We start from the raw sequence: 13013 nt of genomic DNA, 5'->3' as shown, positions 1-13013 counted from the left end.
ATGCGGGAAACCGGCGATTTTGTATAAAATCCGGAGGTTCGTCGGCGCAACGACCCGCCGGGAACGGAGTTGCACGGAAAAACCGCGCAACTCCCGTAGAACCGCCGCTCGGGAGCGGAGTTGCACGGGGAAACCGCGGAACTTCCGTAGAAACCGCCGCCCGGGAGCGGAGTTACACGGGAAAACCGCGCAACTCCCGTAGAAACCGCCGCTCGGGAGCGGAGTTACACGGAAAAACCGCGCAACTCCCGTAGAAACCGCCGCTCGGGCGGAAAAACCGCGCAACTCCATACCGATAAGCGCAAATGTGCACTAACGCCGCAACTGCGACGCTCCGGACGGTGCCGATAGGCGCAAATGTGCACTAACGCCGCCTCTGCGACGCTCGGACGGTGCCGATAAGCGCAAAAGGGCACTAACGCCGCAACTACGACGCTCCGGACGGTGTCGATAAGCGCAAAAGGGCACTAACGCTGCAACTGCGACGCTCCGGACGGTGTCGATAAGCGCAAATAGGCGCTAACGTCGGCTATTTTGTCACGTTCTTTGCAACATAGAGATATTGAGTGTAAGGCAGCGCACAAGGCGGCAATGCGAGCCGATCAAGGCGATGCGAGCCAAGCCAAGCCAAACTAAGCTAACCAAGCTAAGCAAGGCAGGCCCCGGCGCCGCACCGCGCCGCGGCGTCAGCCCGGCTCCGTCCAGGGCAGCCGGATGCGGGCGAGCGTGCCATGCCCCGGCTCGCTCTCGACCTCGAGCCGCGCCCGCGCGCCGAAGTGCGAGCGGAGCCGCTCTTGAATGTTGGACAGGCCGATGCCGCGCGTCCGTTCATGTCCGGCGCCGCCGCGAGGCAGCCAGCCGGCGGCGGGCAGCGTCATGCCGAGGCCGTCGTCCTCCACCTCGAGGCAAAGGTCCGGGCCATCCCGGTAAGCGCGCAGCGTAATCGTGCCGGTCTCCGCATCCGAGGGGACGATGCCGTGCAGAATCGCGTTTTCCACGAGCGGCTGCAGCGCCATCCGGGGGACCGAGCGGGGGAGAAGCGCTTCGTCGGCTTCCCAGATTAGTCGGAAGCGGCCGGGATAACGGGTCTGCTGAATGACCGCATACTTGTCCACGATGCGCTTCTCGTCGGCGAGCGGCGCTCGCACCGCGCCTTCGCCCGTCTTGATCGTATCCTGCAAAATGGCGATGAGCGCCTGGGTCACCTCCGCGGCTTCCGCGCTGCGCCCGGCATGGGACAGGTAGATGACCGTATTGAGCGCATTGTACAAAAAGTGGGGATTGATCTGCGCCATGAGCAGGTCGATCTGCATTTGCCTTTTGTCCGCTTCGCTGCGTACCGAGGCCTGGATCGTCTCCTTCAGGTCGCCGACCATCCGGTTGAAGCCGCCGCCCAGAATCTCCAGCTCGTCCCCGCTGCGGATGTCTACCGTCGTGCCCAGATCGCCGACGGCGACGCGCTTCATCGCGTTCGTCAGGCGGATGAGCGGACGGGTGAGGCCCACGATGATCGGGAGCATGACGACCGTCGACGCCACGATGCCGCAGAGGATGATGAGGACGTAGAAGTAGAAGATCCGGTTGATTTTCTCGAAAAGCGTATGCTTGGACAGGAGCGCCGTCTGGCGCCAGCCGTAGTTCATGCCGCCGTCGGCGAGCGCGATGCGGCTGTCGTCCTCGGCATAGTCCGCGTCCGGGCCGAGCGCGCGCGCCATGAAGTCGCGGTCCGCCGCGGGCAGCTCCTCGTTCGCGGCGTACAGCAGCGCGCCCTGGCCGGAGTACAGCTCGATCTGCTCGAAGTCCCGCGCGGTTTGGAGGAAGACGTTGGACAGCTCCGAGTAGGCGACGTCGATGACGAGATAGCTGTCCGCCGACGCGTTGATGCCGATGGGCCGGTATTTGAGCACGTAGCTGACGACCTGCCGCTGCCCGCTGATGTAAAAAAACGAGTGCGGCTCGCTGTAGGCGCTTCGCTCGCCGGCCAGCTTGGCGAACCAGTCCTGCTTCAGATAGTCGGCGAAATAGTCCTCGTAGCCGCTGAAGTTCGAGTACGTCTCCCCGCTTGGCGGCACGATCAGCACGTTCAAGATGAAGTTGCCGAGCGCGACGAACCTGCCCAGCTTTTCCTGGACCGCCTGCTTGCGAAAGTATTCGGATTCGATGCTGTCGCCCGGCTGCCCGTAGATCTGGTCCGCGATCTCCTCGTCGGACACGATGTACTCGGCCGTCTTGGCGACCTGCTCCTGAATCTTGCCCAGCTGGAAAGAAATCTGCGCGAGCTTCGTCCGGCTGTCCTTGATCGATTGGTCGCGGATGATATTGCGGGCGTAGTCGTAAATAAAGAAGCCGCTCACGGCGAGCGACAACGAGACGACAAGCGCGGCGCTCGCCATGATCTTGGTGCGGATCTTCATGCGCATGCGGCGCTCACCTGCGTTTCTCCGTGTATTCGTTCGGATTCATGCCCGTCTGCTTGCGGAATACCTGGCTGAAATACTGGCCGTTGCGGTAGCCGACGCGCTCCGCGATCTCGTAGATCTTGAGCGAGCCGTCCGCGAGCATCCGCTTCGCCTGCGCCATGCGGATCTCGGTCAGGCGGTCGAGCACCGTATGGCCGGTCTCCTCCTTGAAGACGTGGCGCAGGTGATCGCGGCTGATGCCCAGATGGCCGGCAACGGCGTCGGCGCCGATATCCGGATCGGCGTAGTGCCGCTCCAGGTACGCGATGGCCGCGCGCACCTTGCGCGAGGCGGCCGGCGCGCCGGCCGCCGCTTCGAGGGCGGCGATCCGCTCCGCGAACGCGGCCTCGATCGCTGCCAGCGACGTCCAGCCCGCGGCATCCTGCGGCTCGGCCGGGTCGGACATGCCGAGCTGCGCGCGGCAGCCGGCGATCGCGGATGCGAGCTGGCGGCACAGCTCGGACAGGCCGGGGACGTCCATCGCGGCGCCCGCCTGCGCGAACAGGCCGGGCAGTCCGAGTGCAGCCTCCGCATACCGCCCCTCTTGAAGCCTTCCCCGCACGGCGGCAAGCCCCGCGCTCCAGTCGAAGGTGCCGGCAGCTGCCGCGGCCGCCTCGGGCGGCGGCTCGTTCAGCCTGAACAGCTGCCGCGGCCCGTAATAAACGGCGAGCCCAAGCCGCCTCAAGCCTTCGGCGAGCCGTCCGGGCACCGCGTCGCGGTCCGCCAACCCGTGGGCGCTTGCGGCCGAGACCGTGCCGCCCGCGAGGCATGCCAGCGCGGCCGCCGCCTCGACCGCCCGCGCTTCGGCCGTCTCGCGAAGGCGTCCTTCGCCGCGGGCGGCGACGTCTCCGTAGAGGAGCACGAAGTACTCCTCCAGAAAGGGGAGGGCCGCCAGCAGGCCGGGCTCGTTCGAAGCGGGCCAGGCGTCCGGCAGCGGCGGAAGCGCCGGCATCCCGGGCAGCGAGAACGGCGGGCGGTCGGGCCGGAGGACGACGAGCTGCCAGCGGTCGAAGCTGTCGCAGCGCCCGTCCGTCGCCGTCCGCCAGCCGGCGTCGGACAGCTCCCGCCCGCCGAGCCAGTCGATCAGCAGCCGATCCCGACCGTTACGCAGCGCGCTGCGGGCTTGGACGATCTCCTCGCGCAGGCCGCCCAGCTCGCGGCTGAAGGTATCGGCGTCCATCTCGTGCTTCACCCAGTAGCTGGCGACGCCGAGCCGGACGGCCTCCTTGGCGTACTCGAATTCCTTGTACGAGGTCAGCAGCACGATTTTCAGCGCCGTGCCTTCCGCGAGCAGCGTCTTGCTGAGCGCCAGGCCGTCTTGACCGGGCATGACGATGTCCATAAGGACGAGGTCGGGGCGATGCTTGCGGGCCAGCTCGGGCACTTGCGCGGGGCGCGTCGCCGTGCAGACGATCTCGTAGCCGAGCGCTTCCCAGGAGACGAGGCTCTTCAGATGCTCGATCGCCAGCACTTCGTCGTCCACGATCATGACTTTCACGGGATTCATTCCGACCGGCTCCTTCCTGACCTGGGGTCTTCCGAATGGATCAATAGGAGTATCATCCGTTAACCGAGGCCGATTCGTCAATCGGGCAGCGTCCGAACCGCATCGGGCATAGCGTCGGCAGGGGCTGCGGAGCGCGCAAAAAAAGGACGAACGGAGGCGCTTCTCCGTGCGTCCTGCGCAACGTACGCTATTCCTTCCCGCAAACCCCGTAGAAGAACATATGGACCATTCCCTCCAGGAAGCTGTCCTTGTCCTCGCTCCGCTCCGCCATCTCCAGCAACGTTTGATATTGGTTCATGTACAACTGGATAAAAGCCAGTACGTGCTCCGCGTCGACGCGCCCCGAGATCTCGCCGGCGGCTTTGCCTTCTTCGATGAGGCGAACGGTCCAGGGAACGGTCCTTTCCTTGTACAACGTGTCGATATACGCAGCCAGTTCCGCGTCCTCCGCCAGCATCTCTTTGATCAGGCCCGGCGGAAAATCGCGGTACGAATCCTTCTCCAGCTGCAAAATATGGGCAATCTGCTCGCGCATCGAATGTCCTTCGCGCATGTAAGCCTCGAACGCCTCGACCGCACGGTCCATGTAAGATTTGAACGCGTCCCGGACCACCGCTTCCTTGCTGCCGAAGTAGTTGTAGATCGTAACCTGCGAGACGCCGGCCCGCTTGGACAGATCGGCGATACGCAGCTTCCCGGGCCCTGCTTCTCGCAATATCTCCAGCGTTGCGCCGCGGATTTTTTCTTTGATTTGCTGCGCTCGTTTCTCGAACCCGTTCATGCGCATGCTCCTTATTTCCGCCGACCCGGAAAATGATGAAATATATTTAAATGAATATTTCACGAAATCGTTGACGCAGTCATCTTCGGGGTCTAGTATAACATATGAAATATGGGTGATAAAAAATTTCATTATTTTTCGATTGGAGGCGCCGTTATGCTGACGGTGGAGCATCTGACGAAGACCTTTAAGAACGGAAGAGGCATTCGGGACGTGTCCTTCTCGGTCCGTCCGGGAGAGGTGTTCGGCTTTCTGGGACCGAACGGCGCGGGCAAATCGACTACGATCCGGCATATCATGGGCTTCATGAAGCCGGATCGCGGACGCGCGATCGTAAACGGCATGGACACGTGGCTGCGACAGGGCGAGGTACAATCGGGAATCGGTTATTTGCCGGGAGAGATCGCCTTCATCGAAGGAATGACCGGGCGAGAATTCCTTGACTTTCTGTCCGGCATGCAGCGGGTGCGAGACCGCGGCAGAAGGGAGCGGCTGATCGGGCGGCTGCAATTCGACGCGAATACGCCCATCCGCAAAATGTCCAAAGGGATGAAGCAAAAGGTGGGCATTGTCGCGGCGTTCATGCACGATCCCGAGGTCGTCATCCTGGACGAGCCGACGTCGGGACTCGATCCGCTCATGCAGAAGGTGTTCGTCGAGCTCGTGCTGGAGGAGAAGGCCAGGGGCAAGACGTTCCTGATGTCTTCGCACAGCTTCCCCGAGATCGAGCGTACGTGCGACCGGGCGGCGATCATCAAGGACGGCGCGATCGTGACGATCGCGGACATCCATGAGCTGCAGCGGATGCAGCGCAAGCTGTTCGAGGTCACCTTCGACACCGCGGAAGAAGCGGCTGCCTTCGCGAAGTCGGGTCTCAGCGTGGAGTCGCTGGACGGCAACCGCGTGCGCGTCGCGGTCAAGGGCGACTACGGGCGGTTCGCGGAGGAGACGGCGAAGCGGCGCGTCCGCAATATCGACCTTTTCACGCAAAATCTCGAGGACATCTTCATGGATTACTATGACCGGAAGGGGGAGGGGGTATGAGCGGAGCGCTGTACAAACAGATGATGCGGGTCAACCTGAAGGGATTTCTGAATTACGCCTTCGGATCCGCCTTCTACATTTTCCTCATGTTCTGGCTTTATCCCGGCATCGCCAAAAATACGGAAGCCCTCGACGACATCGTCGCGACGATGCCGGAGGGCGTGGGAAGAGCCTTCAGCTTGAACGGGTTCGACAGTGCCGAGGCCTTCATCTCCGGCGAATATTACGGCCTCATCCTCGTGCTCATCCTCGCGATCGTCAGCGTGCAGCTCTCGACGCAGCTCATGGCGCGGATGATCGACCGGGGCTCTATTGCCTATCTGCTGTCGACGCCGACGACGCGGGTCCGGATCGCGCTTACCCAGGCCTGCGTGCTGGTCTCAGGCCTGCTGCTCATCTTGGGCGCGACGACGCTCGCGGGTTTTGCCGGCAAGGCATGGCTGCTTGGAGATCGCTACGCGTTCGACGGCGGTCGCTTCGTCCTGCTCAACGCCGCCGCCTTCTTGATGTTCTTCGCAGTCGCAGGCATCGCGTTTCTCGTCTCTGCCGCGTCAAGCGACGAGAAGCGGGCGCTCGGCCTCTCGGGCGCGATCGTCTTCGGATTTTACAGCCTCGACCTGCTGGGCAAGCTCGGCGACGGCATCGCCTGGATGCGCGGCCTCTCGATCTTCTCCCTCTACAGGCCGGGCGACATCGTCGGCGGCGAGGCGTTCCCCGCGCTCGGCTTCGCGCTGCTCGCGGCGATCGGGCTAGCCTCCTTCGGAGCCGCTATACTAGTATTCAAACGAAGGGATCTGCCGCTTTAATCCGATCTTCGCCTGCGCCTAGCGCTGCTCCGAATCGCACGAAGCGAGCAGCGTGAACCGAAAGAGGGAGCCTGCGCCTTCCTCGCTGCGGGCTTCGATTCGGCCGCCCATCAGCTCGACTAGACGCTTGCAGATGGCAAGGCCCAGGCCGGTGCCGCCGTACTTGCGGTTGATTCCCGGGTGCAGCTGCGAGAAGGATTGGAACAGGCGGTCCAGCTTGTCCGCCGGGATGCCGATGCCCGTGTCCGACACCTCGAACTCGAGCATGTCCGGCGCATGTCGCTCGTTAGGCGCCCTGCGAAGCCTGACGGAGACGCGGCCCGCGTCGGTGAATTTGATCGCGTTGCCGACCAGATTGACGAGCACCTGCCGAATACGGGCGGCATCGCCGCCGAAGGTCGCGGGGGTGCCGTCTTCAATGCGCATGTCGAGGACGACCCCCTTCTCGTCGGCTTTGACCTCGAACAGCTCGCGGACGGATTCGAGCAGTTGGGCGGGGTCGACGGGCTCGCATTCGAGATCGAGCTTGCCGGCTTCGATCTTGCTGAAGTCCAGGATGTCGTTCAGGATGCGAAGCAGGTTGCGGCTGCTCTTCATGACGATCTCCGCATATTCGCGCTGCGTATCCGATAGCGGCGTGTCGAGCAGCAGGTCGGTCATGCCCATGATGCCGTTCATCGGCGTCCGCAGCTCATGGCTCATGATCGCGAGAAACTCCGACTTGGCGTGGTCCGCGCGCTCGGCGGATTCTTTGGCCTTCAGCACCTCGACTTCGCTCGTAATATCCCGCCACACGACGACGGCGCCGCGGATCTCGCCGCGGTCCGCGATCGGCGTCACGCGGTAGTCGGCGAGAAAGCTCGAACCGTCCGTCCGCCAGAAGACATCCTCTCGCGCCGCGCGCGGCTGGCCGTCCTGGATCGTCAGGTGAACGGGGGATTTGCCCTCGGCGTAACGGCTGCCGTCCGCGCGGGTATGGTGAACCGATTCCTGGTACGGACGACCGGCGAACAGCTCCGGCTCGCAGCCCAGCATGCGGGCGCCGGGCGGATTGAGGAAGATGCCGCGGCCTTCCCGGTCGACGCCGAAGATACCTTCGGATACCGAGCTCAGGATGAGCGCGTGCTCGTCGCTGAGCTTCTCGATTTGCTCCATGTGGCGCTTGCGCTCGGTAATATCGGAGGCGATGCCGAACACGCCGACCACGCGGTCGTCTACGAAGATAGGCACGTTCGTGACGCTCAGGTCGAGCAGCGAGCCGTTTTTGTGAACGATGAGGGCTTCGTAGTTATGCGGCACGCCCTGCGCGGCGCGATTGAAGTTAGCTTGCGTGCGCGGCAGGTCCGGCGGGAACACGAGACGGACGAACGATCCAGGCATCAGCTCCTCGCGCGTGTACCCGAGCATTTTCTCCAGGCTCCCGTTGAGCGAAGTGAAGTTGCCCTCCAGGTCGAACGAATATACGCCCGACGGATTGTAGTTGAACAGAGATTTGTAGCGCTGTTCGCTCTCCCGGAGCTGCTCTTCCATCTGCCTGCGCTCGGTAATGTCCTGTACCGTGCCGAGCAAGCGTTCGACTTCGCCGGTATCCGGCATAAGAATCGACTGGATCCGGGCATGGATCAGACGCGTGTCCCCGCCCGCGGTCACGATGCGGAAGTCCGCCTCGTGAAAGCCGCCTTTAAGCGCTTTCTGCAAATTCGCCTCAATGCGGTCTCGGTCGTCGACATGCAGGCAGGCGAAAAAAGCTTCGAGATCGATTCGGTCCCGGTCGATCCGGCCCTCGAACATGCGATGCATCTCGTCGGAGCAAGAGAACCGGCCGCCGGCGATCTCCCAGTCCCACGAGCCGATGCGCGCGAGACGCTGCGCCTCGGCCAGATTTTCCTCGAACTTCTTGCGCGCGGTGACGTCTCGCCCGATGCCGACGATCTTGTCCAACTCGCCGTTAGCGGTCCGCAGCACCTCGAACGTCGTCTCGAACCAGAGATAATGTCCGTCCCGGTGGCGCACCCGGCACTCGAACACGTCGACGTCGCGGAAGGTCTGCGTCATCAGTTGCCTGACATCGTCCGGATGGTACAGCGCCATATTGTTGCGGCCGATGAGCTCGGCCGGTTCGTAACCCAATACCGATTGAATCGCCGGAGACACATAGCGGGTGATGCCGTCGGGCGTAGAGACGGTGATCAGGTCCTGCGCGTGATCGAGCACGAGCCGCAGGATCGTCTCCTCGGACAGCGTATCGGCCGGCGCGGTCGGGATGAGCTCCGTCACCTGGACCGCGATGACTTGGATGATACCTTCGCTTCGAATCGGAATCAAATGGAGGCGGGCGGTGACGGGCGATCCGTCTTTGCGCGCGAAGGTCTCGGTTAACGCCAGGCTCGGCAGGCTGCCGGCAAGCAGAGGCGCGAGGCGCTCTTCGCGATCGCTGACGGAGAGAACGGCCAATTGCGAATATGGCATGCTCTGCAGCTCTTCCTCGCCGTACCCGAGCATCCCGCAAAACGACGGATTGGCGCCTACCCAGGCGTCCGCGTCCGGGGAGAGGAACGCCGTGCCGATCGGCGAATGATAATAGAGTTGTTCAAAAGGCAAGGATGGGTTCGCGAATGCATGCTCCAAAGAAGTTCCTCCTCCCGCTTTATACTGAGTTTATCAGGAAGAACGCCGGAGGCCTAGCGGAATCGGCGAATAATGTCCTTGGGCCGCGAAGCCGCGCGGGAATCGTCGTTTTCGCGTATGCTCCGCGAGGCATATGTCGTCTCGCCGTTCCATAAATATAGTATACTGGCAGCAATGGACAATAGTCCGAGCGAGAATAGAGGAGGCCGTGACAATGGGATTTCTGGACAAAGTCAAATCCGGGCTGAACGACGCGGGCAACAAAGCCAAGGTCCTGGTCGACGTAAATCGCCTCAAGCTTCAGAACAGCTCGAAAAGAAAAGAAATCGAAGAGCTCCAGCAGCAGATCGGCCAGCTGGTGTTCGAGGCTGCCGTCGGCCGGCGCGTCGAGGTCGGGATTCACGAGCTGCAGCCCAAGTACGATCGGATCCTGGCGCTCGAGCATGAGATCCAGGAGAACAAGGCGCAGATCAACGCCCTCTCCGACGAAAAGGAATGCGCCTGCGGCAAGACGGCGCCGCTAGAGGCAAAGTTCTGCTCCTCCTGCGGCAGGACGTTCGACGCGACCCCCGGCTTGTGAAGTAAAGGACAGCGCACAAACCCGGCGACGAGAGCTATTCGTCTCTTGCCGCCGGGATTTAGTAATGAGGGATTGACTAAACTAATGACGTTAGTTATATTAAAACTAATGACATTAGCATTGTGGCGAAGGGGCTGCGACGGTATGATGGAAGCGATAAAAGCGGCGAACCTGGCGCTCCGGTTCGCGCTCGAACTGGCGATGCTCGCCGCATTGGGCTATTGGGGATTCAAGGCGGACGCGGCATCCGCGTATCGCTGGATGCTCGGCATCGGCTCGCCGGCCGTCGCGGCCGTCGTCTGGGGCGCATTCTTGTCGCCCAAGGCTTCGGTTCCGCTGCACGCCGGCTTGAAGCTGGCGATCGAGCTCGCGGTGTTCGGCGTTGCCGCGGCCGCCTTGTACGCGGCGGGGCGCCCGGCGAGCGCGGCCGCGCTGCTCGGCGTCTGGGCCGTTAACCGCATCCTGATCGCAGTCTGGGACCAGTAGGCGTAGCGGTCGCCCGCGGTCGTCCGCGGCTTCAGTTGAACAACAAAGCGAGCATCAGGACGTCGATGAATTGCCGGGTCGCCTCATGCATCAGATAGTGTCTCAGCAGGCCTTCTTCCTGGAAGCCAAGCTTTCTCAGCACCTTCAGCGACGCGGCATTGTCCGGATGCACCTCGGCCTGGATCCGGTGCGGGCCGATATGCGCGCGGCTGAAGTCGAGCACGGCGCGCACCGCCTCGGACGCGATGCCGCGGTTCCAGAAGCGCGGCTTCAGGTCATAGCCCAGCGCCAGCGGAAACCGCGGCAGGTCCTCGAAACTGCCCCGCGTCGGCATCAGGGTCACCGTGCCGATGAGCGGCCTGCGTCCCAGCAGCGTGACGCCCCAAGCGATCACGCGTTTGTCGGCGTAGCCTTGGCGCCAGCTCTCGATGATCGCCTCGGTCTCCGATACGGAGGCGGGGCCGTGCCAATCCTGCAGGCTGGTGACCTGCGGATCCGCGCTGAGCGCGTACAGATCCTCCGCGTCCTCGGCCGTCACTTGGCGCAGCAGCAGTCGCTCCGTGCGAAGCGGCGGAAATTGCGAATACCAGCTCATGATGTCACTGACCTTCGGTTGTCGGATGTATGCCGGTTATTATAAGCCGCCAGCCTTAAAATAAAATGAATGAAGCGCCGCTTATGCTGCAAAGAACGAAAGGGAGGCAGTCGGCCATGCAATTGATCGCGGACGAACAGGGAACGCACGGAGAGCTGAGGATCTACGATACGACCGCGCTATACGGCGAAGTCGGCAGATTTCGCATCCTGCAATTCGCGGACGGGGCCGTCCAGGGAGCGATCGACCTGAGAGATCCTTCGCGCGTCGTGCTGGCTTACCAGCGGGCATTAATCCGTCTCATGGACGCGATCGATCCGTCCTTCGGGCGGGCGTTCGTCATCGGGCACGGGGCGGGGACGATCGCGAGGCATTACGGGAGCGAAAGGATCCAGGCGGCGGAGATCGACGCCCTGGTCGCGGAATGGAGCCGCGTCTACTTCGGCTGCCGGCACGGGAACGTCGCGATCGGCGACGGGCGCGAGCTGCTCGCCGGGACGGAGGCGGGGAGCTTCGACTATGTCGTCGTCGACGCCTTTACCGCCGAAGGAACGCCGCCGCATTTGGCGACGCTGGAGTTTTACGGCCTGGCGCGGGATCGGCTGCGGGACGGAGGCGCAATGCTGCTGAACGTCATCGGCCGCGGCAAGGGGGACAGGCGGGTCGCCTCCATGCTGGCGACGCTGCAGGCGGTTTTCCCTTACGCGGCCGCGATATCGGCCGCAGCGCCGGGCGGCGAGGCGGGGGACAATCTGATCCTGATCGCCGGGCCCCGGACGCTTGCGCGCGTCGAGATGCCGCCGGGCTGCGAGCCGGCGGAGATCGAGCCGGGATACGTGCGTAGGGATCGCGTCGGCAGCCTTGGAGAGCAAGGCGGGCCGGAATGAACGGCTTCGTCGTCATTCGTTTGCAGGTGCGTCGTCAGTCCTGTTCGAAGGGGCCTGTCGTTGCGGGAAAATAGGCCTAGAATTTCTAAAATTTGCGAGCGCGGTTACAGAATTTTAGTCTGCCGTACGGTATGATAGAAGCATATGCGCCCCGTCCCGCATGCCTGCAGACGCGACTACGGAAGAGGGGTGCCCTACATATTGGAGGCCTCTTCATGAAAACCGTACAAGCCGTGCATGATGCCGCACGCGAGATCGCCGGCGTCTTCGCGGAAGCCGCGGCGGGAGCGGATGCATACCCCGAGCCGCTGGGCGCTTTGGTCCGCGGGCTCGTCATGCGGGCCGATCCGACGGGTCGGGACCGCAAATCCAACTATATCGCCTTTTTGCTGCCGTCCTGGATCGGGGAGCTGACGGGAGCCAACCCCGCGTTGTGCCGCGATCTGGCGGTAGGTAACGTTTATGCGATGCTGCATTTTTTTCTGCTCGACGACGTGATGGACGGAGGTGACGCCGGCCTGGAAGACAAGCGCGCCTTAGCGGCCGGCCAGCTGCTGCAAGCGCTTTTCATGGAGCGTTACGGCCGCCACTATCCGCCGGATTCTCCCCTTTGGGCCTACTACCGGACGTATCTGGCCGAATGGGCAACCGCCGTCTCCGACGAGGGGCTGAGGCGGGCGGATCCGCGCGACTTCCGCGCGCTGGCGCGCAAGTCGGCCCCGGTGAAGCTCGGCGCCGTCGCGGCTCTGCTGTCTGCAGGACTTCCGGACCAAATTGCCGACGCGGCGGAGGCCGTAGAGGTAGCGCTCGCGTCTTTGCAGCTGGCGGACGACTGGGCTGACTGGCGGGACGACCTGCCCGGGGAAGAGCGAAGCAACGCTTTCCTGACCTTGGTCAGGCGCGAGAGCCTCGCCCTGCCGGAGGATCAACCGCTGCAGGAGCGGCTGGTCCTGCAGGCGATCTACCGCAAAGGCGCGCTGGAGCAGCTCGCGTCAATCTTGCTCGGTCACGGCGAACGGTTGTCCGCGCTGCCGAACGTCGCGCCGGGTTTGGTTCGGTTCCAGCAGGAGATCGTAGCGGGAATAATGAACGATGTCCAAGCGACCCGGGATACGACGGATAAATTGGCTAGCGGTGGCGGATTTTCATATTTTTTATCAAAAATGAAAGAATTATAGGGACGAATCGCCTATTCGTATGGTAGGATATGGGTTGATAGACCCAAACATATGAAAAGGTC

Annotated in this window: 11 protein-coding genes; 6 read left to right on the top strand and 5 right to left on the bottom strand. The window is 62.9% G+C overall.

Annotated features, from left to right (window positions below):
* Nucleotides 1–686: 686 nt before the first annotated feature.
* The 3 genes from BM235_RS26470 to BM235_RS26460 form a co-directional block, all read right to left on the bottom strand.
* Nucleotides 687–2420 (bottom strand): sensor histidine kinase, encoded by a 1734-nt coding sequence (locus BM235_RS26470; RefSeq protein ID WP_090117250.1) that lies wholly within the window; start codon nucleotides 2418–2420, stop codon nucleotides 687–689.
* A 7-nt stretch (nucleotides 2421–2427) separates the two neighbouring features.
* Nucleotides 2428–3966, bottom strand: coding sequence for a response regulator transcription factor (locus tag BM235_RS26465; protein ID WP_090117249.1), 1539 nt, complete (start codon nucleotides 3964–3966; stop codon nucleotides 2428–2430).
* A gap of 187 nt (nucleotides 3967–4153) precedes the next feature.
* Nucleotides 4154–4747 carry a TetR/AcrR family transcriptional regulator gene (locus BM235_RS26460; RefSeq protein ID WP_158543796.1) on the bottom strand — a complete coding sequence of 198 codons (594 nt, stop codon included), beginning with the start codon at nucleotides 4745–4747 and terminating at the stop codon, nucleotides 4154–4156.
* Between the two features lie 156 nt (nucleotides 4748–4903).
* Here BM235_RS26460 and BM235_RS26455 point away from each other — a divergent pair, with 156 nt between their 5' ends.
* Nucleotides 4904–5791 carry an ABC transporter ATP-binding protein gene (locus tag BM235_RS26455; protein WP_090117247.1) on the top strand — a complete coding sequence of 296 codons (888 nt, stop codon included), beginning with the start codon at nucleotides 4904–4906 and terminating at the stop codon, nucleotides 5789–5791.
* Entirely contained in the window at nucleotides 5788–6597 is an 810-nt protein-coding gene (locus tag BM235_RS26450; protein ID WP_090117246.1) for an ABC transporter permease subunit, read from the top strand. The genes BM235_RS26455 and BM235_RS26450 overlap by 4 nt, the downstream gene beginning before the upstream one ends.
* An 18-nt stretch (nucleotides 6598–6615) precedes the next feature.
* Here the strand turns inward: BM235_RS26450 and BM235_RS26445 are convergent, their stop codons facing one another.
* The gene (locus BM235_RS26445; RefSeq protein WP_090117245.1) at nucleotides 6616–9225 is read right to left on the bottom strand and encodes a PAS domain S-box protein; all 2610 of its coding nucleotides are present in this window, start codon (nucleotides 9223–9225) and stop codon (nucleotides 6616–6618) included.
* 214 nt (nucleotides 9226–9439) lie between these two features.
* Here BM235_RS26445 and BM235_RS26440 point away from each other — a divergent pair, with 214 nt between their 5' ends.
* The gene (locus BM235_RS26440) at nucleotides 9440–9805 is read left to right on the top strand and encodes a hypothetical protein (RefSeq protein WP_090117244.1); all 366 of its coding nucleotides are present in this window, start codon (nucleotides 9440–9442) and stop codon (nucleotides 9803–9805) included.
* A 144-nt stretch (nucleotides 9806–9949) separates the two neighbouring features.
* The gene (locus BM235_RS26435) at nucleotides 9950–10291 is read left to right on the top strand and encodes a YrdB family protein (RefSeq protein WP_255374611.1); all 342 of its coding nucleotides are present in this window, start codon (nucleotides 9950–9952) and stop codon (nucleotides 10289–10291) included.
* 31 nt (nucleotides 10292–10322) lie between these two features.
* Here BM235_RS26435 and BM235_RS26430 read toward each other — a convergent pair whose 3' ends face one another.
* Entirely contained in the window at nucleotides 10323–10886 is a 564-nt protein-coding gene (locus BM235_RS26430) for a GNAT family N-acetyltransferase (RefSeq protein WP_090117243.1), read from the bottom strand.
* Nucleotides 10887–11002: 116 nt separating this feature from the next.
* On the opposite strand from BM235_RS26430, the gene BM235_RS26425 reads away from it, so the two are divergent.
* Together BM235_RS26425 and BM235_RS26420 are read left to right on the top strand one after the other, a co-directional pair.
* On the top strand, nucleotides 11003–11773 hold the full coding sequence (locus BM235_RS26425; RefSeq protein WP_090117242.1) for a spermidine synthase: 771 nt from the start codon (nucleotides 11003–11005) through the stop codon (nucleotides 11771–11773).
* A gap of 215 nt (nucleotides 11774–11988) precedes the next feature.
* The gene (locus tag BM235_RS26420) at nucleotides 11989–12951 is read left to right on the top strand and encodes a hypothetical protein (protein WP_090117241.1); all 963 of its coding nucleotides are present in this window, start codon (nucleotides 11989–11991) and stop codon (nucleotides 12949–12951) included.
* Nucleotides 12952–13013 lie beyond the last annotated feature (62 nt).

Origin of the sequence: Cohnella sp. OV330 (assembly GCF_900112065.1) — a bacterium.
GTDB lineage: Bacteria > Bacillota > Bacilli > Paenibacillales > Paenibacillaceae > Cohnella.
Note: the sequence above shows the minus strand (reverse complement) of the source record. Positions and strands in the feature narration are given on the sequence as shown.

Bases quoted from the DNA above. Each gene is read 5' to 3' on its own strand.
- BM235_RS26470 (WP_090117250.1), bottom strand. From the start codon at position 2,420: ATGCGCATGAAGATCCGCACCAAGATCATGGCGAGCGCCGCGCTTGTC.
- BM235_RS26465 (WP_090117249.1), bottom strand. From the start codon at position 3,966: ATGAATCCCGTGAAAGTCATGATCGTGGACGACGAAGTGCTGGCGATC.
- BM235_RS26460 (WP_158543796.1), bottom strand. From the start codon at position 4,747: ATGAACGGGTTCGAGAAACGAGCGCAGCAAATCAAAGAAAAAATCCGC.
- BM235_RS26455 (WP_090117247.1), top strand. From the start codon at position 4,904: ATGCTGACGGTGGAGCATCTGACGAAGACCTTTAAGAACGGAAGAGGC.
- BM235_RS26450 (WP_090117246.1), top strand. From the start codon at position 5,788: ATGAGCGGAGCGCTGTACAAACAGATGATGCGGGTCAACCTGAAGGGA.
- BM235_RS26440 (WP_090117244.1), top strand. From the start codon at position 9,440: ATGGGATTTCTGGACAAAGTCAAATCCGGGCTGAACGACGCGGGCAAC.
- BM235_RS26435 (WP_255374611.1), top strand. From the start codon at position 9,950: ATGATGGAAGCGATAAAAGCGGCGAACCTGGCGCTCCGGTTCGCGCTC.
- BM235_RS26430 (WP_090117243.1), bottom strand. From the start codon at position 10,886: ATGAGCTGGTATTCGCAATTTCCGCCGCTTCGCACGGAGCGACTGCTG.
- BM235_RS26425 (WP_090117242.1), top strand. From the start codon at position 11,003: ATGCAATTGATCGCGGACGAACAGGGAACGCACGGAGAGCTGAGGATC.
- BM235_RS26420 (WP_090117241.1), top strand. From the start codon at position 11,989: ATGAAAACCGTACAAGCCGTGCATGATGCCGCACGCGAGATCGCCGGC.